Origin of the sequence: Streptomyces tailanensis (genome assembly GCF_008386495.1) — a bacterium.
In the GTDB taxonomy this organism is placed as follows: domain Bacteria; phylum Actinomycetota; class Actinomycetes; order Streptomycetales; family Streptomycetaceae; genus Streptomyces; species Streptomyces tailanensis.
On record NZ_VTHJ01000099.1, the window covers coordinates 1 to 22110 of the forward strand.

Below are 22110 nucleotides of genomic sequence, written 5' to 3' on the forward strand. Positions count from 1 at the left end.
CCGACCGCCGCCCGGCGGTGTCCCGGGGCCTGGACCGCCGCCAGGTCGTCCTGCCCACGGAACTGGTGGCGCGGGATTCGTCCTGAGGGAGAGCTGTCGCCTCCTGGGCCGGGCCGAAGCCGTGGCCTTGCTCAACACTTCCTCAATTCCGCTTCGGCCGGTGCCGGGCAGGGAAGGCCACCCCTCACGCAAGGCGTCGAGCGGGAGTCCGAGTCCGAGTCCGAGACAGAGCGGGAGGGCGCAGCCATGGAATCCCTGGGAATCGTGGTGGCCATCGGCTTCGTACTGTTGTTGGCGTTCTTCTGGGTCAGGGATCTCTTCAGCAACGACAAGCCCAGCAGCGGCAGCGGCAGCGGCACGAAGAGCGTGAGCGGCGGCAGTGGAGGCAAGGGCTCGGGCGGCGGCAGCCCGCGTACGCGACCCGCCACCCGAAGCCGCGACGACGGCCGCGACGCCGGCGCCGGCCAGGGCCGTAGCAGCCGGAGCGGCGGCAGCGGTGGCGGCGGAACCGGGAGCACTTCCCGTGACAGCGATGCCGCCGCCGAAAGCTGGTGGGTGGCGCAAGAGACGGCGAGCCACAGCAACACACCGCCGTCCTCGCCGGACGACCCCCGGCCGAGTGGCGGAGGCGGGTCGTCGGGTGGGCATGGGCCGTCTTCCCAAGGTGGGTCCTCCGGTGGGGGCGGTTCATCCTCGGGAAGCGGAACGTCCAGCGGGAGCAGTTCGTCCTGCGGCAGTAGCTCGTCATGTGGGAGCGGTTCATCATGCAGCAGCAGTTCGTCCTGCAGCAGCGGCTCGTCCTGCAGCAGCGGCTCGTCCTGCAGCAGCGGCTCGTCCTGCAGTAGTGGGTCCTCCTGCAGCAGCAGCTACTGACATGGGGCGGCGGCTACAGTCCGCCCCATGGCGAACGTGATACGGGCGGACGGCGCGGGCGGTAATCCGTTACTCGGTGTCGAGGGGATCGACGGCACCGTGGAGGCGTACCTCCGTAGGGTCGGTGAGGTTTTCCGGGTGTTCGGGAAGCAAGACTCGGGGTGTGTGGCGTACGGGGTGCGGCTGCCGGACACCGGTGAACGGTGGTTCGTGAAGGAGGCCGTCACCGATCGTGCCCAGGAGTCGCTGGAGCGGGGGTGGGCCTTTCATCGGGCTGTGCGGCACCCGGTGATCGTTCCGCAGGTGCACCGGATGGCGGTGTGGGACAGCGAACGGACGGCCGTGGTGACGCCCTGGCGGGACGGCGAGGTGCTGTACCACCCGGGCGAGCGGGGCAGTGGCGACCGTACGACGACCGGCAGCCCGATGGCCCGCTTCCGGTCCCTCCCCGTGCACCAGGTCGAGCAGGCCTTCGCCGACATCCTGGACGCTCACCTCGCCGTCGAGGCCGCCGGCCATGTCGCCGTGGACCTCTACGACGGGGCCGTCCTTTACGACTTCGACGTGGACGAACTGCGGCTCGTCGACCTCGACGAGTACCGGCCCGGCCCCTTCGTCCTGGGCGCCGACCGCCTCCCTGGCTCCCGCCGCTTCATGGCACCGGAGGAGTTCGAGCGCGGGGCCGTCATCGACATCCGCACGACGGTGTACGTGCTGGGGCGCACCGCCCGCCTGCTGCTCGACGCGGGGGACGAGGAGCGGGCCTGGCGGGGCACCGGGTCCCAACTGGCCGTGTTGGAGCGCGCTACGCACCCCGATCCCCACCAACGCTTCGCGGGCGTGGGGGAGTTCGCCGCCGAGTGGCGGGCCGCGTGCGGGACGCCGGGGAGCGGGTAGAAGCGGCCGAGTGAAGGCCCGACCGCGGTGTCGATCTGGTTCTCGTCGACTCCCCACTCGGCCGGGTGTTTGGTGCCGTTGCTGTCGGTGATCGCGGAGTGGAGCGGGTTGACGCTGATCGTCTCGCCGCCCCTCGGCGAGGATGCTCGGGGCGAACCTGGTCTTCTTCGCGGTGATCTTCACGGGCTGCTCGGGGACCGCCTCCTCGACGGGCTCCTCTTCCTGCGCCGCCCCCGCGTCGCCCGTCTCCGGCGCGGCTGCTGAGGCTGTTGTTGTGGTCCGCCCGCCCGAGGAACACGATGAGGGGCCAACCTGTTTCACACAGGCTGGCCCCTCATCGTTCAGGGTGAGTGACGGGACTCGAACCCGCGACATCCTGGACCACAACCAGGTGCTCTACCAGCTGAGCTACACCCACCATGACCGGCGGTTCATCCGAAGGGTTTCACCGACCGGCCGAGAAAAAGTGTACAGGGTCTGAAGGGGTGCTCGCGCACGCCTTTGTCGGGGGGCTACCGCGCAGGTAGGACGTGTTTGGCGGCGATCGTGCGGGCCGTGTCCGAGTCGGGGCCGGGCTGAGGGACGAAGATCGCCTCGCGGTAGTAGCGGAGTTCGGCGATCGACTCGCGGATGTCCGCCAGCGCCCGGTGGTTGCCGTTCTTCTCGGGGCTGTTGAAGTACGCCCTCGGGTACCAGCGGCGGGCCAGTTCCTTGATCGAGGAGACGTCCACGATGCGGTAGTGGAGGTAGTCCTCCAGGGTCGGCATGTCCCGGAGCAGGAAGCCTCGGTCCGTGCCCACCGAGTTGCCGCACAGCGGGGCCTTGCCCGGCTCCTTCACGTGTTCGCGTACGTACGCCAGGACCTGCTCCTCCGCGTCGGCGAGCGTCGTGCCGCCCGGGAGTGCGTCGAGGAGGCCGGACGCTGTGTGCATCTGGCGCACCACCTCCGGCATGGTCTCCAGCGCCGAGTCCGGCGGGCGGATGACGATGTCAACTCCCTCGCCGAGTACGTTCAGCTCGGAGTCGGTGACGAGGGCGGCCACCTCGATGAGCGCGTCGTCGGACAGCGAGAGCCCGGTCATCTCGCAGTCGATCCACACCATGCGATCGTTCATGTACCTCACCTTACGGCTCGTGACAGCCTTACGGCCCGGTCCTGCACCTGGGTGATCAGGGCGGGACCGGGCCGTAAGGCCACCACGGACGTACTACGGCGCGCTGCGCTGCCCCGGAAGCCGGCCCGTCGCGTACAGCTCCGGCTTCGCGCCCTCCGTCGACATCGACGCCGACGGCGCCAGGGCGCTCGCCGCGGCCGTACGACGGGCCTGGAGCGGCACCGGGGCGTGCTCCGGCGCCATCGCCGGCGGTCCGGCGGTGCTGTGCGCGCCGTTCGGGCCGTCGTGGTGGTCGCCGTGCTTGTCGCCCTGCGGGCGCCGGGCCCGGTACGCTGCCCGGTACGCCGCCGGGGACGAGCCGAGCTGGCGGCGGAAGTGCCCGCGCAGCGCCACCGGCGAACGGAAGCCGCAGCGTCCCGCGACCTCGTCCACCGAGTAGTCCGACGTCTCCAGCAGCCGCTGGGCCTGAAGGACCCGCTGGGTGATCAGCCACTGCAGCGGCGCGCTTCCGGTCAGCGACCGGAAACGGCGGTCGAACGTACGGCGGCTCATGTACGCCCGTGCCGCCAGCGTCTCCACGTCGAACTGCTCGTGGAGGTGCTCCAGCGCCCAGGCGACGACCTCGGCGAGCGGGTCGGCGCCGATTTCTTCTGGTAAAGATCGATCGAGGTAGCGCTCCTGACCGCCCGATCGACGTGGTGGGACCACCAGACGACGGGCCAGCGCGCCGGCCGCCTCGTTCCCGTGGTCCGTCCGCACGATGTGCAGACAGAGATCGATTCCGGCCGCGGTGCCGGCCGATGTCAGTACGTCGCCGTCGTCCACGAAGAGCTCTCGTGGATCGACGTGGACGGACGGATAGCGCTTGGCCAGCGTCGGCGCGTACATCCAGTGTGTCGTCGCGGGCCTGCCGTCCAGCAGGCCGGCTGCGGCCAGCACGAAGGCGCCGGTGCACAGCCCGACGATGCGGGCTCCCTCTTCGTGCGCCCGGCGCAGTGCGTCGAGCGCTTCCTCCGGCGGCGGTGAGGTGATCGAACGCCATGCGGGCACGACCACCGTGCCCGCCCGCGAGATCGCCTCAAGGCCGTTCGGTGCGGTGAGTTCCAGGCCCCCTGTGGTCCGCAGCGGGCCTTCCTCGCCCGCGCACACCAGCAGGCGGTAGCGCGGTACGCCGGCGTCCTGGCGGTCGATCCCGAACACCGAAAGTGGTATGGAACTCTCGAAGATGGGGCCGCCGCTGAACAGCAGCACCGCGACGATCTCCTTGCGGCGTCGCCCGGAAAGCTTCCGGGCCGCGGCATCCGGCGCGGCGGTGGAGTCGTGGCTCATACTGCTAAGCCCCCCTCGGTGGTCGCGGCTCCTCGGTTGTGTCGCTCCTGCACGTTTCCCCTTGGTCCTGCACGAGTCCCCCGCCGTAAGACAGTCATGATCGAATCTACTGTGTCCCTTGGTGCCGGCGTGACCAGTTCGCCATCCGGCACATTGTCGACATGGCAACTTGGCGTGAAGCATTCGATCACGAAGCGTTGCACTCTCGTGCCGTGCAGGGAAGTACGCCTCGTCTCCGTGGCTGGTCCACGTAGGGTGCGCGCGGGCTCTGGACCCCTTTCAGCGCAGGTCGAACGGGGGGTGGAGGGGTGTTCGGCCAAGGGGTGTGCGGGTGGCCGAAGTTGGCTGAAAAGATATGGGCGTGTGCGCGGAAACCGGTCAGTCGACCGGCGTACTCGGGCCGGAGTGGCGTCCGCCCCTGTGCGCCCCGGAAGAGGATCGTCCGTGTCGGCCGCGGTGGGGGGTGTGATCTTCGGCCATCGGCGCGTGGGTTGCGCGGCTGGGCGTGCGGGCAGCCGCGACGCGTTCGGACTGGCGCAGGCCGCGTTCGGACTGGCGCAGGCCGCGTTCGGACTGGCGCAGGAGGATGCGGCAGGCGGCGGTGACCGCGGCGAGGCCGAGCGCCGCGCCTGCCGCGCCTGCCAGGGAGGTGCCGTACCAGACGAGGACCACGGGGACGAGGACGCAGCTGAAGGCCGCCCAGCGGACCACGTCCGTGGCGGCGGTGTCGGGACGGTCGGGGCGGGGGGTGGACACGGGCTGCTCCCTTCTGGCTCCCTCGGGTTCGGCTTACGGGGGTTCAACGCGTGTTCGACCTGTCGGTCACTGGTGGCGTCCGGGCGGGTTGCCGTCGGGTGGCCGGGTAAGGCGCGGCTGCCCGCTCCCGCGGGGGTTATGCATGGGCCGGCGGGGTTCGTGGGGTGGTTGCGTTCCTGTGTAAAGCGGCTGTACGTGGCAGCAACCATTGCGTTACGGGCTGGGGGTCGTGCATGCTCCCTGGAACCCGTGCAGCCGGTGCGGGGTCTGGGCGGAGGAGGCGTGCGGCCGTACCCTTGGGGGTATGGGGTTGGGAAGATGATTCCCGGACACGGCTCCGTCGCACACTGACGCTCATCCGCGTCGTTCGTTCACGTTGTCCCACCCACGAGGATCCCAACGCCGAGACACCCATGGCCGGTCACGAATTCTTCGACTCCGCGGACCGCAAGCGGCGGCCCGTCGCCGATCCCACGGCGGCCGACCCCCTGGCGGCGGAAGAGGCACGCCCCACTTGCGACCCCGCCTTCAAGCACGGCGTCGTCGTCGGCTTCGACGGTTCGACGTCCAGTGAGCGCGCCCTCGCGTACGCCATCGGTATGGCCCGCCGCTCCGGCTCGGCCCTGATCATCGTGCACGTGGCCAACCGGCTGCCCACGACCGTGTGGGCCGGCTGCGAGCCGCCCGTGTTCGTCGATGTGCCGGATCACCGGACCGAGGTGCTGGGCCTTGAGCTGGCCTGTGCGGATTACCTCGCCGAGGTGCCCTGGATCCTCGTCGAGCGTGGTGGCGACATCTGCCACGAACTCGAAGAGGTGGGGCGGGAGTACGAGGCCGACGCGATCGTCGTCGGGTCCACGCACGGGATCGTCGGGCGGATCTTCGGGTCGGTCGCCGGGCGGCTCGCCAAGCGGGCGCGGCGGCCGGTCATTGTCATTCCCTAGAGCCGTTCCCCGTCCCGGCGGACATGAGCGGACCCCCACGTGAATGGTGGCATCACGTGGGGGTCCGTCCCTTTTTTGCGCCAAACCGGCGCCGCTCTCGCGGTGGCGGTTGCTCGCCGTGGGGGCTACTCAATTATCGCTTCGGTGGGCGGGTGGAATTCCTACTCCACTGTTACCGACTTGGCGAGGTTCCTCGGCTTGTCGATGTCGCGGCCCAGGGCCAACGCCGTGTGGTAGGCGAGGAGTTGGAGGGGGATTCCCATGAGGATCGGGTCGAGTTCGTCCTCGTTCTTCGGGACGACGATCGTCTGGTCGGCCTTCTCCTGGCACTCGTGGGCCACCGCGAGGATCTTGCCGCTGCGGGCCTTGATCTCCTCCAGGGCGGCGCGGTTCTTCTCCAGGAGGTCATCGTCGGGGACGATGGCGACCGTGGGGAGGGCGGGCTCGATGAGGGCCAGGGGGCCGTGCTTGAGCTCGGAGGCGGGGTAGGCCTCGGCGTGGATGTACGAGACCTCCTTGAGCTTGAGGGAGGCCTCGCGGGCCACCGGGTAGCCCCGGACGCGGCCGATGAAGAGCATCGAGCGGGCCTCGGCGTACTCCTGGGCCAGCTTCTTGATCTCGTCCTCCTGCTCCAGCATCTCGGCGATCTGGCCGGGCAGCTTGCGCAGGCCCTCGATGATCCGCTTGCCGTCGCGGACGGAGAGGTCGCGGGTGCGGCCCAGGTGCAGGGCGAGAAGCGCGAAGGCCACCGTCGTGTTGGTGAAGCACTTCGTCGAGACGACGCAGACCTCGGGGCCCGCGTGGACGTAGATGCCGCCGTCCGCCTCGCGGGCGATCGCCGAGCCGACGACGTTCACCACGCCCAGGACGCGGGCGCCCTTGCGCTTCAGTTCCTGCACGGCCGCGAGGACGTCGTACGTCTCGCCGGACTGGGAGACGGCGATGTAGAGGGTGTCGGGGTCGACGACCGCGTTGCGATAACGGAACTCCGACGCCGGCTCGGCGTCGGCGGGGATACGGGCCAGCTCCTCGATCATCTGGGCGCCGATCATGCCCGCGTGGTACGAGGTGCCGCAGCCGAGGATCTTCACGCGGCGGATCTGGCGCGCCTCGCGGGCGTCCAGGTTGAGACCGCCGAGGTGCACGGTGGAGAAACGGTCGTCGATGCGGCCGCGCAGCACACGGTCCACGGCGTCGGCCTGCTCGTGGATCTCCTTGTGCATGTAGGTGTCGTGGCCGCCCATGTCGTACGAGGCCGCCTCCCACTCCACGGTGGTGGGCTCCACCGTGGTGCGGGTGCCCTCCGTCGTGTACGTGCGGAAGTCGTCGGCCTTGAGGGTGGCCATCTCGCCGTCGTCGAGCGTGACTATCTGGCGGGTGTGGGCGACCAGCGCGGCAATGTCCGAGGCGACGAACATCTCCTTCTCGCCGATGCCGAGGACGACGGGGGAGCCGTTGCGGGCGACGACGATGCGGTCGGCGAAGTCGGCGTGCATGACGGCGATGCCGTACGTGCCCTCGACGATGCGGAGCGCCTGGCGGACCTTCTCCTCCAGGGTCGTGGCCTGGGAGCGGGCGATGAGGTGGGTGAGGACCTCGGTGTCGGTCTCGGAGAGGAACTCGACGCCGTCCGCCTCCAGCTTCTTCCGCAGGTCGGAGGCGTTGTCGATGATGCCGTTGTGGACGACGGCGACCTTGCTGTCGGCCGACATGTGCGGGTGCGCGTTGACGTCGGACGGGGCGCCGTGGGTGGCCCAGCGGGTGTGGGCGATGCCGGTGGTGCCCTTGAAGCGCGCGGGGACCTTGGCCTCCAGGTCCCGGACCCGGCCCTTGGCCTTGACCATCTTCAGTCCGGCGGTCTTGGGCGAGGTGACGACTATGCCCGCCGAGTCGTAGCCCCGGTACTCCAGGCGCTGCAGCCCCTCAAGGAGCAGCGGCGCCACGTCGCGCTTGCCGATGTAACCGACAATTCCGCACATATAGGTGTGTCCCTCGTGTTTCTCGGCCGTAGACGATTCGGCCGTAGTCGATTCAGCCGTAGACCATGCGGCGCAGCTGCCTGAGCGTCAGCTCCGGCGGCGCGACCGCGCGATACTTGAGGTCCGCCTCGATCCGTTCGAAGATCGCCGAGTTCACCAGGCCCTGAGCCTGGAGCTCCCGGTGGCGGCGACGGACGTAGTCCTCCGTCGTCTCGTCGAAGTAGGCGAGCACGTCCTGGATCACGCGCAGCGCCTCGCCTCGGCTGAGGGGCGTGGACCGCGTCAGATGATCAACGAGTTCGTCGTGCACCCGGTAGATCCTGGGGTATGGGCGCTGTTTTCGCAAGAATCCTGCCCGGTTTCGGGCAGGTGCCTGTTAATAGCCCATGGCGGGCGGTCCTCACAAGCGTTTGAGGACCGCCTGCTTGGCCATGGTGAACTCCTCGTCCGTGAGCACCCCGGACCTGTGCAGCTCGCCGAGTTCGCGGAGGCGGCGCAGCAGGGCGTCGTGGTCCTCTTCGGGGGCCTGGCGGTCCGGTTCCACCGGGGCTGGCTGCTCCGGTGTCGCCGTCGCCGGGTGCGGGAGCCGGGCCTGGACCGCCGCCGCGATCAGGGCCATCAGGGGGTCCTTCTTGAAGCCCCACAGTTCGACGGAGTTCGGGTCGTACTTGGGCGGGGCCTTGGTCGGGGCGTTGCGTACGGTGAAGCGTAGGTAGCCGTTCTCCAGGCCGACGGAGGGGTGCCACTCCACGGCCGTGATGTCCGACAGGGCCCGCTTCCGTGTCCCGGCGGCGGCCTTGGCGTCGTCCGTCTTCCAGTTCCACGCCAGGCGTATGTGCTCGCCGTCGAAGCTCGCGGTGCCGTCCCCGGCGGAGACGGACAGCGGGACGGTGGGGCCGGCCAGCAGATACGCGTCGACCGCGTCGGACGGCACCTCGTCCAGGAGCAGCGCGTTGCGGACCTCGTCCACGAAGTACTCGGCCACGCCGTACCGGTCCGAGTCGACGCTCAGCTGGTAGGGGTCGTTGCCGTCGGCGAGCCGGCCGCCGGTGGCCTGGAGGAGCGGGTCGGAGCCGTCGCGCAGCCGTAGTCGCAGCCGCCCCGACTTCCTGCCCTGTTCGAACGAGATGCCCGCCAACGCGCCCAGCGGGACGGCGAGTTCACCGAGGGTCTTGCGCAGCAGGCTCACGCTCTTGTCGCGCCCGGGGGTCAGCCGCAGGGTGTCGCCGTCGAAGGTCCAGGTGCCGTCCCGCTGGAGGATTTCCGCCGCCATGAAGGTGATTGTTCCACCGGGGCTGGGATGGCGGGTTGGACCTGCATGTTTTCTCGCCCCCGTCGCCCCTGCCCGTCCCTCCCCCACTCTCGGCTTCGCTCGAGCGGGAGGTGCCCCCATCCAGGGGCGGCTGCCCCTTCGACCCCGCTGCGCCTGAGAGCTCGGGTGGGGGCGGTGCGTTGGCGGGTGCGGGTTCGTCGTGGTTGCTCGCGCGGTTCCCCGCGCCCCTGAAAACCCCGGGCGCGCCCCCATGCCGTTAAGGGGCGCGGGGCTGTGTCGATTTGCGGCTCCGCCGCGTGGGCGCGACCGGCCCCCACTCACCCGTAGACGAACAATCGACCGGCAGAACGCGACGGGCACCTCGGAGGACCGTACTCCGAGGTGCCCGTCAGTCCAGGTGGGGGCCGTGGTTACAGGCCCGCGATGGGGTTCTTCAGGGTGCCGACGAGTTGCAGCGCGCCCGCCGGGTCCGCCAGGTCGACCATCTGCCTGTTGTTGCGCAGTTGGAGACGGTTGAGGCAGGACAGGGCGAACTCGGGGGCGAACATGTCGTACTGGGCGAATTTGTCGGCGAGTTCGGGCATCCCGTGCTGGTAGTCGCGGACGGCTTCGGCGACCGTGCGCCAGAAGTCCTCCTCCTCCAGCACGCCCTCGTCGGCGAGATTCGCGGCGAGGAAGCGGAAGAAGCAGTCGAAGACGTCCGTGAAGATGGACAGGAGTTTCTTGTCCTCGGGGACCTCGACGCGGAGACGTTCGACCGTCGGCGGGAGGACCGCGTGCGGGTCCATGACCGCGATCTCCTCGGCGATGTCCTTGTAGATCGCCCGCTCGACGACACCGTCCTTCAGGACGAGGATGACGTTCTCGCCGTGCGGCATGAAAACGAGGTCGTACGCGTAGAAGCTGTGCAGGAGCGGGGTGAAGTACGCCTTCAGGTAGCGGCGCAGCCACTCCGTCGGGGTCAGCCCGGAGCGCTCGATCAGGGCCGCCGCGAAGCCCTTGCCGTCGTGGTCGACGTGGACCAGGGAGGCCATCGTCGCCAGTGACTCGCCCTCCTGGAGGGAGGACACCGGGCTCTCGCGCCACAGCGCGGCGAGCATCTTGCGGTACGCGGAGTACTTGTCCGTGGCGGCCTCGTACTCCAGGTGGCGGTAGCCGACGGCCGCGCGCTCGCGGATGATCGACAGGCCCGTGGACTTCAGGACCGGGTCGCCGTCGATGAGGTTGGCCAGCCAGTCGTTGATCGCCGGGGTCGCCTCCATGTACGCCGCCGAGAGGCCGCGCATGAAGCCCATGTTGAGGACGGACAGGGCCGTCTTCACGTAGTGCTTCTCGGGGGCGGACTGGTTGAAGAACGTCCGGATCGACTGCTGGGCCAGGTACTCGTCGTCGCCCTCGCCGAGGCAGACCAGGTGCTGCTGGGCGACCTCGGCGGCGAAGGTGACGGTGAGCTTGTTCCACCACTGCCAGGGGTGGACCGGGATGAAGAGGTAGTCGGCGGGGGCCAACTCCTGCGAGGTCAGTACGGAGTTGAAGCGGGTGACCGTCTCCGTGCCCAGCTCGTCGCGCAGGAAGGCCTCGTACTCGATGCCGACGCCCGCCGTGAACGCCGCCCGGGAGCGGTGCGCGGCCAGCCAGATCAGCTTGACCGGGCTCGCGGTCTCGGGGGCGTACGAGAGGTACTCGTGGACGCCGAAGCCGAGGCGGCCGTTGTTGGCGACAAAGCAGGGGTGGCCCTCGGTCATGCCGGTCTCGATGGCCTGGAAGCCGCTGCTGACCAGCTCGGCGACCGGGGTCTGCGGCTTGGTCAGCTTGTAGCAGGTGCCGGAGAGGGTGGAGGAGATCTCCTCCAGGTAGACCGGCAGGATCTCGTCGCTCAGGCCCAGGGACTGCTTCAGCTCGATGAAGAAGTCCAGCGCGGCGAGGGGGAGGTCGACGCCGTCCCGACGACGGGATATCGAGTCGGCGTCGACCTGCCAGTGGTCGAGGGCGTGGCGCGTCGCGGCGAACCCGTACCGGGTCAGACCGTCGTCGCTGCGGACCTCGAAGCGGCCGTCGGCGGTGGCCTCCGGCGTGATGAGCCGCTCATGGGTGAACTCGGCGAGGGCTTTGCGGATGAGCAGGCGGTTGGCCCGAGCCCAGCGGTGGGGGGACAGATGCGCTACGGCATCGGACAGGGTCATACGGATACTCCTCGGGCAGCCTCGTAGAACTGCTCTCGCGTGCAGAAGCTCAGCAGCGCGCGCTTCTCCGGCTTGTCGATCTCGCGGTCGGGGACGAAACCGACGACTTCGTTGAGGGCGTGGACGGCCTTGTTGGAGACGTCCGGCTCGACGACGACCCGGCGGGTGGCCGGGTCCTCGAAGAGGTGTGCCATCACGGCGGTGATCACGGACCTGGTGAACCCGTGCACCGGGGTGTCCGTCGAGGGCACCAGGAAGTGCATGCCGACGTCTCCCGGCTCGGGCTCGTACAGGCCGACGAGTTCACGGTGGGCGGGGTCGTACTTCTCCATGAGGAACGCGGGCTCGCCGTCGAGCAGCCCCAGCAGGGCGTGGTGGTGCGGGTCGGCCGCGATCTCCATGTACGCGCGCTCGACGTCCTCCAGTCTGGCGTCCTGCATCATCCAGTACGCAGCCTTGGGGTGCGTGACCCAGCCGTGCAGCAGCTCGGAGTCCTTCAGCGGGTCCAGGGGACGGAAGGTGAAGGTCATACGGCGAACTCCTGGAAGGCGATGGTCTTCTCGACCGGGTAGTACTCGGTGCCGAGCAGTTCGCGGATGATGTACGAGTTGCGGTACGCGCCCATGCCCAGGTCGGGCGAGGTGATGCTGTGGGTGTGGACGCCCGCGTTCTGCAGGAAGACGCCGCGGCCCGTGGTGTCGATGGAGTAGTTGCGGGCCACGTCGAAGCGGCCGTGGCCGTCGAAGACGAGCCGGTCGTTGATCGGGGCGAGGAAGGCCGGCGGCTGGTAGTGGTAGCCGGTGGCGAGGACCAGGCCCTCGGTCTCGATCTCGTAGTCCTTGCCCTGCTCGTCCTGGCGCAGGCCGAGGGTGTACCGCCCGTCCTCATAAGTGGTGCTGTTGAGGGACGAGTTGGTGATCAGACGGGTCGGGACCGGGCGGCCGCCGCCGCTGACGTTCTTCTGGTACAGCAGGTCGAAGATCGAGTCGATCAGGTCCCCGTTGATGCCCTTGAACAGGCCCTTCTGCTGCTTCTCCAGCCGGTAGCGGGTCTCCTCGGGCAGCGCGCGGAAGTAGTCGATGTAGTCCGGGGACGTCATCTCCAGCGTCAGCCTGGTGTATTCGAGGGGGAAGAAGCGCGGGGAGCGCGTCACCCAGTTGAGCTGGTAGCCGTGGACGTCGATCTCGGAGAGGAGCTCGTGGTAGATCTCCGCGGCGCTCTGGCCGCTGCCGACGATCGTGATCGACTTCTTCGCCTGGAGCTCCGCCTTGCGGTGCATGTACTGGGCGTTGTGGAAGAAGTCGCCGCCCAGGCCCTCGCAGGCCTGAGGGATGTACGGGACGGTGCCGGTGCCGAGGACGAGGCGACGGGCGCGCAGGACATCGCCGTCCGCGGTCTTCACGGCGTAGACGTCGGCACCTTCGTCGTACCTCACCTCGTTGACCGTCGTGCTGAAGCGGACGTTGCTCAGCCGGCCCGCGGCCCAGCGGCAGTAGTCGTCGTACTCGACCCGCAGGGGGTAGAAGTTCTCGCGAATGTAGAACGAGTACAGGCGGCCGGAGTCCTTCAGGTAGTTGAGGAAGGAGTACGGCGAGGTCGGGTCGGCGAGGGTGACCAGGTCCGACATGAACGGGGTCTGGAGGTGGGCGCCGTCGAGGAACATCCCCGAGTGCCACTCGAAGTTCGGCTTCGAGTCGAGGAAGATCCCGTCGAGCTCGGCGATGGGCTCGGTGAGGCAGGCGAGGCCGAGGTTGAAGGGTCCCAGTCCGATGCCGATGAAGTCGTATGTCTTCACGGCGGATTCAGGAAGCGACGCGGTCAAGGGATTCTCCCAGGTACTGCTCGGCATGGCCGGCGATCAGATCGAGGACGGCGGCGATGTCGTCGGCCGTGGTCTCGGGGTTGAGCAGGGTGAATTTCAGGTAGTGGCGACCGCCCACCTTGGTGCCCGCGACCACGGCGTCGCCGGAGGCGAACAGGGCCTTGCGGGCGTAGAGGTTGGCGCGGTCGATCTCGGCCGGGTCGGTGACGGCCTCGGGGATGTAGCGGTAGACCAGCGTGGACAGCTGGGGCTCGACGACCACGTCGAAGCGCGGGTCGGCGGCGAGCAGTTTCCAGCCCTCCTCCGCCAGGTCGCAGACCTCGTCGAAGAGCTGGCCGACACCGTCGGCGCCCATCGTGCGCAGCGTCATCCACAGTTTGAGCGCGTCGAAGCGGCGGGTGGTCTGGAGGGACTTGTCGACCTGGTTGGGGATGCGCTCGGTGACCATGCGGCGCGGGTTGAGGTACTCCGCGTGGTAGGTGGCGTGGCGGAGCGTGGACTCGTCCCGTACGAGCACGGCGGACGAACTCACCGGCTGGAAGAAGGACTTGTGGTAGTCGACGGTGACGGAGTCGGCGCGCTCGATGCCGTTCAGGAGGTGGCGGCGCTTGAGCGAGACGAGCAGACCGCAGCCGTACGCCGCGTCGACGTGCATCCACGTGCCGTACTGGGCGCACAGCTCGGCTATCTCGGGCAGCGGGTCTATGGAGCCGAAGTCGGTGGTGCCGGCGGTGGCGACGACGGCCATGGGGACGAGGCCCTCGCTCGCGCAGCGCTCCAGCTCACGGGCGAGCGCGACCGTCTGCATGCGCTTGTTGCCGTCGACCGGGATCGTGACGACGGCGCCCTGGTCGAGGCCCAGCAGTTTCGCCGACTTCTTCACGCTGAAGTGGCTGACCTCGGAGGCGAAGATCCGCAGTTTCGCGGTGTCGTCGGTCTTGGCCTCCTCACGGGCCAGCAGCAGGGCCTGGAGGTTGGACTGCGAACCGCCGGAGGTGAACACGCCGTCGGCGGAGGGGCCGAACCCGATGCGCTCGTTGGTCCAGTCGATCAGCTTGCGCTCGATCAGGGTGCCGCCGGCCGACTGGTCCCAGGTGTCCAGGGAGGAGTTGACGGCGGAGAGGACGGCCTCGCCGAGCACGGCCGGGATGACGACCGGGCAGTTGAGGTGGGCGAGATAGCGCGGGTGGTGGAAGTAGATCGCGTCGCGGAGGTAGACGTCCTCGAGTTCGTCGAGGACGGCGGCCGTGTCGTGCAGCGGCTTGTCGAGGTCGATGTTCTCGATGGAAGGGGAGAGGGCGTCGACGGTGACACCGGTGAACGGTCGGTCGGTGGTGGCGAGTTTGGCCGCCACCCGCTCCACGCCTTCGGTCACGGTGCGGCGGTACCGCTCCGCGGTCGTGTCATTGAGCAGGTGCGAGCGCATGGGGAGGTCCTCCGAGCGGGGCGGTCCGGGTGGGACGGAGAGGTGAGTGTGGGGGGTGATCACATCGTCCAACTTAGGTAAGCCTAACCTAATTAACTTGACGGAAACCGTGACTCCCCCGTGACTGTCGTCACTCTCGTGACTCAGGCAACTCTGTTTGTGCGCTGGGTCAGTGGCGTTTCAGCGCGCTTGTGTCATTCGCCGCGCTCGCGCAACTGCTCCTCGGTCAGGCCCTCACGCCAGTACCCGACGAACGTCACCCGCCGCTTGTCGATCCCCCGCTCGCGCACAAGATGCCGCCGCAGCTCCTTGACCCGCCCGGACTCCCCGGCGATCCAGGCGTACGGCAGTGAGCTGGACGGCAGTTGCGCGGCGCGGATCGCGTCGAGGGCGCCCGGCGCCCCCTCGCTCCGCACCAGCCAGGTGACCTCGGCGTCCGCCTCCGTCACCAGGTCCTGGACGTCCTCCGCGTGGTGAACCTCCAGCCAGACCCGGGCCGGCGTACCGGCGGGCAGCGACTCCAGGATCGCGGAGGCGGCGGGCAGGGCGGTGTCATCGCCCCAGATCAGCACGAGGCCGGTGTCCGCCGGCGGTCGGAACCGGATGGCACGGTTGTCGGCGACGGCGGGTCCGAGGAGCACGACCCGGTCGCCGGCCTTCGCGGCGGACGCCCACCGGGAAGCGGGCCCGGCGGGCACGGCGGCCCCCGGCTCGACGCCGTGCAGCACGAAGTCGATGTCGATCTCGTCGGGATCGCGCCTGAGGGCCCGCAGCGTGTACGACCGCATCACCGCCCGCACGTCATCCGGCAGTTCACGCCACCCCTCCCACCACCCGTCACCGAGCTCGATGGGCACGGCGGGGGCGTCCTGCCCCGGGTGCGGCAGGAAGAGCGACAGCGACTGGTCTCTCCCGTCGGAGTGGAAGTACCGCAGATCGTCCCCAGCGAAGGAGACCCGAACGAGAGACGGCCCGAGCCGCCGAGTCCGTACGACCTGGAGAGAGAAGAAACGGAACGGGGCGGCTACGGCCGTCGTCATGAGGGGGCTCCTGAGTAGACGTCAGCAAGCTGCGATACCCGCGCCCCAGTGCTTTCAGGGGCGCGGGGCTGTGTCGATTTGCGGCTCCGCCGCGTGGGCGCGACCAGCCACAGCGGGCCCGCAGTCGAAGTACCGAGATCAGCTGACCTTCTTCGCGTTCTCGATCGCTTCGGCCAGCTCCTCAAGAAGCGGCGCGCACTTGTCGTAGGACAGAATCGGCTCGGGGTTACGCCCGATCACCTGCCCAGCCTTCACGGCGGGCAGCGCCTTCCACGTGGCCTCGGTGATGTCGGCCGGCTGAATCGCCGACGTACGGTTGTCCATGATGATGACATCCGCGTCGTACTTGTCGACGTTCTCCCAGCTGAGGTTCTCGAACCAGCCACCGCTCGCCTTCAGCGCGGACGCGGGCGGCTCGACGAAGTTCACGCCGAGGGCCTTGTAGTACTCGAGGTCGATGGAGAGGTTCGAGCCGGACACGTAGAAGATGTCCTGCGCGGCGGAACCGGCCATCACCTTGATGTCGGGCTTGGACTTGCAGGCCGCGCGCAGCCGGGCGGCGGCGTCCTCGAACCGCTTTTTGGCGGCGGTGATCTTCTCGCCCTCCGTGTCGGCACCCAGTGACTTCGCCAGCTCCAGCACGCGCTGCAGCGGCTCGGTCATCTGGACGTCGTACGCGGAGATGCCGACGCTCGGTGCGAGCTTGGCGATCTTGTCCTTGGAGGCCTCGGGCACGTACCAGAGGGTGCCGGCGTCGTCGAACATCGTGGTGATGAGGACGTCGGGGGAGAGGGCGGCGTACTTCTCGACGTTGAACTCGTCCCAGACGTTGCCGATGATCTCGACCTTGCTGATGTCGAGGTCGCCGGCCTGGACGTCGGCCTTGCCGTCGGTCGTCCTGGTCGGGCCGAAGACGCCCTTGCAGTCGATGCCGTAGTCGTACAGCGCGGCGGCGACACCCACGAACGCGACGATGTTCGCCGGGGTCCTGTCGGTCTTCACGGTCGTGCCGCGGTCGTCCTTGAACGTCCAGGGGCCCGACTTGGCCGCAGCCGTCTCCTTGTCGGAGCCAGTGCTGCTGCTCGTCGAGTCCTCGTCTCCGCAGGCGGCGAGCACGGCACCGAGACCGAGTGCGCCACCGGCGGCGAGGATGCCACGGCGGGTGAGATGAGCGGCTCTGGCGTTGGACATGTGTGGCTACTTTCGAACGGGGCGGATCGCCGCCCGAGGGTGAGTTCGAAGGTAGGTTAGCCTAACCTCACCGCTTGTCCAGGGGGTGGTTCCAGGTACTGGACTGCCCAGGTCGACCCCTGCCCTAATCTTTGAATTACCTGTGAATCGAAGGTCTGTAGGGTGCGCGGCTCGCCAATGGGTCGCAAAGTCGATGGTCGCAACGCGGATGCGAAGGGCGGCTCATGGGGGCGACTCGGCGGCCCGCAGGGCCCAATAGGAGCCCGAGCGGCGCCTGTTGAACCCCGACGAGGGGTCGAAGGCCGGACCCTGGAGGAAGACGGAATCCGGCCTCATCCAGGCACGAGGAACGCCGACCGCGACGGCACGAACTCCGGCCCGCGCATCCGTGCGTCAGCCCGCCAGCCCCAGTTCCCGTGCGATCAGCATGCGTTGTACCTCACGCCCCCTCGCCGATCTCCAGGATGGCTTCAGGAGCGTTGTCTGGCCTCACCTGGCAGTGGACCGTGGCCCCACCTGTCATGGGCGGGGAACGGTTCCAGCCGGCCACACCGCAAGCTCCCCTCCCGGCATCGACACAAACCGCCAGCCTTCCGGTCCTGCCATCTGCCAGGCTTCGAACGACGGGTCTGCTCGGCAGTTGAGATGCAGTCCGCTGTCGAAGACCAACCGCAGTGATCCCGCCTTGAAGGCCACAGCCGACAAGACCTTGGCGCCGAACAGGGCCAGAGCCGCCGCTACGTCCTGGCGTCCCGGATCCAACATCTTGTGCAGATCGTCGCTGCCGGCCGAACCTTGACCGAGTCGGAATGGACATTCCACGACGACCCAGGCTTCCGAGTCGAGCAGAAACGTCAACTGGAAGTCGACGCTGATCTTAGTGACGGCCAGACCCCGAAGACCCAAGACCCAACCGTCCTCGTGCTCAACAAAGCCAGATTCGTTCACCACCGCACGATGCACCGCTACATGCCGACCATGCCACCGAGATCTGTTCCCGAAGCCTCACGGCTACCTCCAGGTGTGGGGCCGAAACTCACTGGTGATCAACCCCTGCCCCGCGCGCAAGTGGGGCCAAAACCCGTTCCCGAACGGGGCCACTACTTATCCGTGAAACCACCAGGATCTTCGAGTCGCGCCACATACGGGCGACGGGGTACTCGTTCATGAAGCCGTAGCCGCCGTGGATCTGCGTGGCGTCCAGGGCGTTGTCCACCGCGAACGTCGACGATTACAGGTTCGCCAGGGCCGGTGCGGCGCCTGTTGTGCTACGCACACCGGGACACCGATGCCATCCGCGACGACCTGCCCGCCTACCTAAGAGCCGACACGCGGCGCTTGTGGCATCCATGGCGCCCGTGCGGCGGTTCCTAACCGATGGGGTGCCCGTCGTGCAGGTAGACCGGCCGCTTCTCCCGCAGCGCGTGAACCGCCTCCGCCAGCCGTCTCCGCATCCGATCCCGCAGCAGACCGCCTACTTCGTCGAGAGAGACGAAACGGGCTTCCGACAGCTCATCGTCATGGGGGCGGGGCGGTTCGATGTCGAGGACACCGCCGTCGAAGACAAACGCGATGTGGTCGTCCCAAGGGCCATGCGGCGGAACCCAGTCGACGACCAGGAGGCCGCGCACAGTCACCTCCAGGCCCAGCTCCTCCCTCAGTTCCCTCACCACCGTCTGCTCAGGCGGTTCGTTCGGCTCGGCCATACCGCCGGGAAGGTCCCACCCGGGCTTGTAGGTCGGGTTCACCAGCAGGACCCGCCCCGAGGAGTCGCGGAGCAGCACATCCGCCGCCACACGCTTACGCGGCTGCGTGGCGTTGCCCTCGGCAAGGTAGGCGGCCCAAGCGGCGGGATCCGCAGGGGTGGGGGCGGGGTTCGGCGTCATCGGCGAGGGCCTCCCGGCGACGGGATGAGATCGGCAAGCAGCAACAGTCTGGCCCTCCTCGCATCGTCGAATCTCACCAGGTACTCCCGCACTGGCCCGTAGCGCTTGTGCGGCTCCAGACGTGCCCGGAGGCCGTCGAATTGCTGGACGACGCGGACGGAGCCCAGGGTGGGGCTTGTGGCGAGCAGGTCATGGCCGACGGCCACGGCGGCGTCGAGGTCGCTACGCCGGACGTGGATGTCAGCGAGGGAGATCTGGGCGAGAGCGAGGGACCGCGCCCTTCCGGCGTCCCGCAGCGCCACGGCATCTTTGGCGGCGGCCAGGGCCTCGTCGTACACGCCGAGGTCGATCAGGATCAGCGCCGCTTCGCTCGCCAGACGGCCTGCGTCAAATGGGCTGAGCCACGGGTGCGCGGTGTCGGCGGAGGCGCTGAGGGCGCGGTGGGCCTTTTCGAGGGCACGGCGGGCCCATGTGTGTTGGTCGGCCGCCGCCATGGCACGGGCCTGCATCGTGTGCAGCCGAGACGAGAGCGCGGGAATTCGCGGGCCTCGGTCGGCGAGATCGAGCCCTGCCTGAGCCCAGCGTGCCGCCCCCACGGCATCGCCGCCCTGAAGGACGAGATGGGAGAGAGAAGCGGCGACGTGCGCGGCAAGCGGTAGATCCCCGCCGGTCTGGGCGAGGGCCAGCCCGCGACCGAAGTGGCCGAGAGCCGCGGTGTCCTGACCGGAGTCGTGCGCCATCCATCCCGCCATCTCGGTCAGGGCCGCAGCGGCGGCGAACACCCCGTGCCCGGTGGAGAGGTCCACGAGGCGCGGGGAAACACGGTCCCGGAGGTGCTGGACAACGGCCGCATAGAGCCGGCCTCCTCCGGTCTGGCGGTCGGCGACACGGAACGCGTCCATGGCCGACAGGTCGTCTCCGTCCGGCGGCGGCTGAGGCTGGTGTGGCTGTGTCTCCACGGAGGGTTCCCAAGACTGACGGGCCAGGCCAAGCAGGTGACCGGGGATGTGGAAGGCGTCCGCGATCTGCTCGAACAGGGCGAGCTTCTCCACCCTGCTCTTGCCGTTCATGTAGTCGTAGAGGCGTCCCTGGGTGATGTCTACGGCAGCCGCGATGCGGCGTGTGCTGACCCCCCTGTGGTTGAGCATCCGGAACACGGCTCCCATGTCCCGCTCAGCACAAGCACCGAGGAACCGGCTGTCATCGAGTAGCCCCGCAATGGCCTCACGCGGGTCCTGTGTCTGCCCCATGCGTCCCCCAAAAACGCCTGAACCCTGAAACTACCGCGTGTGCACATGAGGTGACTCCATCTTGGGGTCACCTCGCGGAGTCTCCTCCAACTCCTTCTGAGTCGTTGACTGGCCATCAGCCGCCGGGCGCAATGCGCAGGCTCCCCAGTCCGTGCGGCATGGCGAGAGGCCTGCCCGTGTTCCCCCGCGTGGGTGGGCCGTCCTACCCCGGAGGGATGACCCCGTGACCATGACCGCCGTACGCCCCACCTCAGTCGGCCCACCGGGCTACACCAAGACCATGCGGTGTGAGCCGGAGGCGGCACGCACGGCTCGGCTGCTGGTGATCGCGTCGCTGAATACGTGGGGCCTGAGCTCGTTGGCCGACGTGGGCACGCTGATCGTCTCCGAACTGTTCTCCAACGCCGTACGGCACACGTCATGCCGACTCGTACGGGTCTCAGTCCAGCGCACTGCCGAGGACCGCGTACGGATCTCCGTCGCCGACAAAAGCCGTGGCCTGCCGGAACGCGGTGGAGGTGACTGCGACCAGGAAGGTGGCCGAGGGCTGCTGTTGATCGATGCCCTCGCCGACCGCTGGGGTCACGACCTCCTTGGGCCAACCGGCCGCCCCGCCGGCAAGCGCTGCTGGGCCGAGCTGTTCGTCACGAAGGCGGACGACGCATGAGCGACAAGCACCCCGAAGCCGGGGACCTGGTCGACGACAGAAGCGCCGAGCGGATCGTCTCCGCATGCGGCATCGGGCGGATACGGCGCCGGGGGTGACATCCCCAACTGGCCCTCGGCGCCGCCAACTGAAGGAAAGGAGTACGACATGCACGCACTGATCGCCAGTCCGCAGCAACGGACGTACCTCGTCGCTCGGCCTGGTGCGCGGCGCGGAATTCAGCTCCCAGCGGCCCAGTTCGACGAACTAGCCTCGGCGGCAGCGGCCGACGCGGTGATGCCTGAGTGGCTGGTCAACGCCGCCCGCAGGGCCTGGAAGCTGGACTTGGCGGGGCGGCCGATGCGCGGAACCGTCATCGTGCGCCCGCGTACACGGCTGAACTACTCCCGGGCGACCTGGGAGTTGAACAAGGGCTGCAACTTCAACTGCCGGATGTGCTACCTCGCGCTCCGGAAGTTCGAAGGTCTGCCGTGGCCGGAGAAAGTGCGGCTGATCGACGTGATGTGTGAGGCCGGTGTCCTATGGCTCCAATTCACGGGCGGGGAACCGACGATCGACCGTGATTTCCTCAACGCGTACACCTATGCGTACGAGCGCGGGATGCTGCTGGAGATCCTGACCAACGGCAGCCGTCTGCACCGTGACGACATACTCGACGCGCTGACGCGGATGCCTCCACACAAGGTGACCGTGTCGCTGTACGGGGCGAGCGAGGAGGCTGCGGATTCCCTCACCCGCACGAAGGGCTCGTTCCGGCTTGTAACGAAGGGACTCGATGCCGCACGGGCAGCGGGGATCCCCATTGAGGTCACGATCATCATCACCACGCACAACGAGCACGAGGTCGACGCCATGCGCAGCCTCGCGCACGAGTACACGGACCGGGTCAGCGAGTTCGGGTCGATCTCCCCCACCTACGACGGGCAGCCCGACCCGCTCGCCGCCCAGTCCATGCGCTTCCTCGGCGGAAATACCGTCTTCCAGGGCTGCCCGGCCGGTCACACGTTCTTCCACGTCGACCCGTTCGGCCTTGCGACGATGTGCAAGGTCGGCCGCGAAAACCCCATCGACCTCATGGAAACCGGCGTCGCCGGGCTGCTCGGACTGCCCGCAATTGCCGACGCCCAGATGCTTCGCACTGGTGGATGCTCGGGCTGCAAGATCTCCGGCACATGCCGGGTCTGCCGCCCGCTGGCAAAGGCGTACCAGAGCGCGAAGGCACCGCTGGAGAACTACTGCCAACACGGACAAGGAGTATCGGCATGAGCATTGTCGCTGTCGAGATCACACCACCCCCCGCCAAGAGGGCCGAGCTTGTCGACCTGGTGGGTCTGGTGGTCGTCGCGGACGTCGAGGAGCTGACTGTGGGCGCCGTCCCCGGCTGCAACGACGACAACCCATACCAGTAAAACCGGGTCTTCGAACTTGAGCGGTGTGTCGTCCCGAGTGGACTGACTGGCTGTCACGTTGCGTGAAGAC

Annotated in this window: 21 protein-coding genes, 1 tRNA gene and 1 pseudogene; 6 read left to right on the plus strand and 17 right to left on the minus strand. The window is 68.4% G+C overall.

What is annotated here, in order from left to right:
• Positions 1-900 precede the first annotated feature (900 nt).
• Both F3T56_RS42650 and F3T56_RS42655 read left to right on the plus strand, forming a co-directional pair.
• Positions 901-1770 carry a serine/threonine protein kinase gene (locus F3T56_RS42650; RefSeq protein ID WP_149830858.1) on the plus strand — a complete coding sequence of 290 codons (870 nt, stop codon included), beginning with the start codon at positions 901-903 and terminating at the stop codon, positions 1768-1770.
• A gap of 27 nt (positions 1771-1797) precedes the next feature.
• Positions 1798-2034: a hypothetical protein gene (locus tag F3T56_RS42655; protein WP_149830859.1), complete on the plus strand. Its 237-nt coding sequence runs from the start codon at positions 1798-1800 to the stop codon at positions 2032-2034.
• 81 nt (positions 2035-2115) lie between these two features.
• On the opposite strand, the gene F3T56_RS42660 is transcribed toward F3T56_RS42655, so the two are convergent.
• From F3T56_RS42660 to F3T56_RS42675, 4 genes are all read right to left on the minus strand, one after another.
• A tRNA-His gene (locus F3T56_RS42660) sits at positions 2116-2188 on the minus strand.
• 94 nt (positions 2189-2282) lie between these two features.
• On the minus strand, positions 2283-2885 hold the full coding sequence (orn, locus tag F3T56_RS42665; RefSeq protein ID WP_149830860.1) for an oligoribonuclease: 603 nt from the start codon (positions 2883-2885) through the stop codon (positions 2283-2285).
• Between the two features lie 93 nt (positions 2886-2978).
• A complete protein-coding gene (locus tag F3T56_RS42670; RefSeq protein WP_149830861.1) occupies positions 2979-4214 on the minus strand; it encodes a helix-turn-helix domain-containing protein in 1236 nt (411 codons plus the stop codon).
• A gap of 378 nt (positions 4215-4592) precedes the next feature.
• Entirely contained in the window at positions 4593-4970 is a 378-nt protein-coding gene (locus F3T56_RS42675; RefSeq protein WP_149830862.1) for a hypothetical protein, read from the minus strand.
• 413 nt (positions 4971-5383) lie between these two features.
• On the opposite strand from F3T56_RS42675, the gene F3T56_RS42680 reads away from it, so the two are divergent.
• Complete coding sequence (locus tag F3T56_RS42680; RefSeq protein WP_149830863.1) at positions 5384-5914, plus strand: universal stress protein; 531 nt, start codon at positions 5384-5386, stop codon at positions 5912-5914.
• Between the two features lie 161 nt (positions 5915-6075).
• On the opposite strand, the gene glmS is transcribed toward F3T56_RS42680, so the two are convergent.
• The 13 genes and pseudogenes from glmS to F3T56_RS42745 form a co-directional block, all read right to left on the minus strand.
• On the minus strand, positions 6076-7893 hold the full coding sequence (gene glmS / locus F3T56_RS42685; RefSeq protein ID WP_149830864.1) for a glutamine--fructose-6-phosphate transaminase (isomerizing): 1818 nt from the start codon (positions 7891-7893) through the stop codon (positions 6076-6078).
• A 52-nt stretch (positions 7894-7945) separates the two neighbouring features.
• Positions 7946-8203, minus strand: a complete 258-nt coding sequence (locus F3T56_RS42690; protein ID WP_149830865.1) for a hypothetical protein — start codon at positions 8201-8203, stop codon at positions 7946-7948.
• A 90-nt stretch (positions 8204-8293) separates the two neighbouring features.
• Positions 8294-9166 (minus strand): DUF4429 domain-containing protein, encoded by an 873-nt coding sequence (locus tag F3T56_RS42695; RefSeq protein WP_149830866.1) that lies wholly within the window; start codon positions 9164-9166, stop codon positions 8294-8296.
• Positions 9167-9576: 410 nt separating this feature from the next.
• On the minus strand, positions 9577-11349 hold the full coding sequence (locus tag F3T56_RS42700) for an IucA/IucC family protein (protein ID WP_149830867.1): 1773 nt from the start codon (positions 11347-11349) through the stop codon (positions 9577-9579).
• Positions 11346-11879, minus strand: coding sequence for a GNAT family N-acetyltransferase (locus F3T56_RS42705; protein ID WP_149830868.1), 534 nt, complete (start codon positions 11877-11879; stop codon positions 11346-11348). Before F3T56_RS42705 ends, F3T56_RS42700 begins: the two co-directional genes overlap by 4 nt.
• Positions 11876-13198, minus strand: coding sequence for a lysine N(6)-hydroxylase/L-ornithine N(5)-oxygenase family protein (locus tag F3T56_RS42710; RefSeq protein ID WP_172639434.1), 1323 nt, complete (start codon positions 13196-13198; stop codon positions 11876-11878). The genes F3T56_RS42705 and F3T56_RS42710 overlap by 4 nt, the downstream gene beginning before the upstream one ends.
• Complete coding sequence (gene desA, locus F3T56_RS42715) at positions 13152-14597, minus strand: lysine decarboxylase DesA (protein ID WP_149830870.1); 1446 nt, start codon at positions 14595-14597, stop codon at positions 13152-13154. Before desA ends, F3T56_RS42710 begins: the two co-directional genes overlap by 47 nt.
• A 194-nt stretch (positions 14598-14791) precedes the next feature.
• Complete coding sequence (locus F3T56_RS42720; protein WP_149830871.1) at positions 14792-15637, minus strand: siderophore-interacting protein; 846 nt, start codon at positions 15635-15637, stop codon at positions 14792-14794.
• A gap of 138 nt (positions 15638-15775) precedes the next feature.
• Positions 15776-16828 (minus strand): ABC transporter substrate-binding protein, encoded by a 1053-nt coding sequence (locus F3T56_RS42725; RefSeq protein WP_149830872.1) that lies wholly within the window; start codon positions 16826-16828, stop codon positions 15776-15778.
• 519 nt (positions 16829-17347) lie between these two features.
• A complete protein-coding gene (locus tag F3T56_RS42730; protein ID WP_149830873.1) occupies positions 17348-17776 on the minus strand; it encodes a DUF6188 family protein in 429 nt (142 codons plus the stop codon).
• 88 nt (positions 17777-17864) lie between these two features.
• Positions 17865-18059: pseudogene (locus F3T56_RS42735) on the minus strand (acyl-CoA dehydrogenase family protein); the annotation flags it as partial.
• A 139-nt stretch (positions 18060-18198) separates the two neighbouring features.
• Positions 18199-18714, minus strand: a complete 516-nt coding sequence (locus F3T56_RS42740) for an NUDIX domain-containing protein (protein ID WP_149830874.1) — start codon at positions 18712-18714, stop codon at positions 18199-18201.
• Positions 18711-19862 carry an NsdA family TPR-like regulatory protein gene (locus tag F3T56_RS42745; RefSeq protein ID WP_246204573.1) on the minus strand — a complete coding sequence of 384 codons (1152 nt, stop codon included), beginning with the start codon at positions 19860-19862 and terminating at the stop codon, positions 18711-18713. The genes F3T56_RS42740 and F3T56_RS42745 overlap by 4 nt, the downstream gene beginning before the upstream one ends.
• Before the next feature lie 331 nt (positions 19863-20193).
• Here F3T56_RS42745 and F3T56_RS42750 point away from each other — a divergent pair, with 331 nt between their 5' ends.
• The 3 genes from F3T56_RS42750 (at position 20194) to F3T56_RS46735 (ending at position 22040) form a co-directional block, all read left to right on the plus strand.
• The gene (locus F3T56_RS42750; RefSeq protein WP_149830877.1) at positions 20194-20631 is read left to right on the plus strand and encodes an ATP-binding protein; all 438 of its coding nucleotides are present in this window, start codon (positions 20194-20196) and stop codon (positions 20629-20631) included.
• A gap of 147 nt (positions 20632-20778) precedes the next feature.
• Positions 20779-21897, plus strand: coding sequence for a radical SAM protein (locus F3T56_RS42755; RefSeq protein ID WP_149830876.1), 1119 nt, complete (start codon positions 20779-20781; stop codon positions 21895-21897).
• A complete protein-coding gene (locus tag F3T56_RS46735; RefSeq protein WP_172639435.1) occupies positions 21894-22040 on the plus strand; it encodes a hypothetical protein in 147 nt (48 codons plus the stop codon). Before F3T56_RS42755 ends, F3T56_RS46735 begins: the two co-directional genes overlap by 4 nt.
• Positions 22041-22110: the final 70 nt, after the last annotated feature.

Bases quoted from the DNA above. Each gene is read 5' to 3' on its own strand.
- orn (WP_149830860.1), bottom strand. From the start codon at position 2,885: ATGAACGATCGCATGGTGTGGATCGACTGCGAGATGACCGGGCTCTCG.
- glmS (WP_149830864.1), bottom strand. From the start codon at position 7,893: ATGTGCGGAATTGTCGGTTACATCGGCAAGCGCGACGTGGCGCCGCTG.
- F3T56_RS42720 (WP_149830871.1), bottom strand. From the start codon at position 15,637: ATGACGACGGCCGTAGCCGCCCCGTTCCGTTTCTTCTCTCTCCAGGTC.
- F3T56_RS42710 (WP_172639434.1), bottom strand. From the start codon at position 13,198: ATGCCGAGCAGTACCTGGGAGAATCCCTTGACCGCGTCGCTTCCTGAA.
- F3T56_RS42680 (WP_149830863.1), top strand. From the start codon at position 5,384: ATGGCCGGTCACGAATTCTTCGACTCCGCGGACCGCAAGCGGCGGCCC.
- F3T56_RS42670 (WP_149830861.1), bottom strand. From the start codon at position 4,214: ATGAGCCACGACTCCACCGCCGCGCCGGATGCCGCGGCCCGGAAGCTT.
- F3T56_RS42705 (WP_149830868.1), bottom strand. From the start codon at position 11,879: ATGACCTTCACCTTCCGTCCCCTGGACCCGCTGAAGGACTCCGAGCTG.
- F3T56_RS42700 (WP_149830867.1), bottom strand. From the start codon at position 11,349: ATGACCCTGTCCGATGCCGTAGCGCATCTGTCCCCCCACCGCTGGGCT.
- F3T56_RS42740 (WP_149830874.1), bottom strand. From the start codon at position 18,714: ATGACGCCGAACCCCGCCCCCACCCCTGCGGATCCCGCCGCTTGGGCC.
- F3T56_RS42650 (WP_149830858.1), top strand. From the start codon at position 901: ATGGCGAACGTGATACGGGCGGACGGCGCGGGCGGTAATCCGTTACTC.
- F3T56_RS42755 (WP_149830876.1), top strand. From the start codon at position 20,779: ATGCACGCACTGATCGCCAGTCCGCAGCAACGGACGTACCTCGTCGCT.
- desA (WP_149830870.1), bottom strand. From the start codon at position 14,597: ATGCGCTCGCACCTGCTCAATGACACGACCGCGGAGCGGTACCGCCGC.
- F3T56_RS42725 (WP_149830872.1), bottom strand. From the start codon at position 16,828: ATGTCCAACGCCAGAGCCGCTCATCTCACCCGCCGTGGCATCCTCGCC.
- F3T56_RS46735 (WP_172639435.1), top strand. From the start codon at position 21,894: ATGAGCATTGTCGCTGTCGAGATCACACCACCCCCCGCCAAGAGGGCC.
- F3T56_RS42745 (WP_246204573.1), bottom strand. From the start codon at position 19,862: ATGCTCAACCACAGGGGGGTCAGCACACGCCGCATCGCGGCTGCCGTA.
- F3T56_RS42695 (WP_149830866.1), bottom strand. From the start codon at position 9,166: ATGGCGGCGGAAATCCTCCAGCGGGACGGCACCTGGACCTTCGACGGC.
- F3T56_RS42750 (WP_149830877.1), top strand. From the start codon at position 20,194: ATGACCGCCGTACGCCCCACCTCAGTCGGCCCACCGGGCTACACCAAG.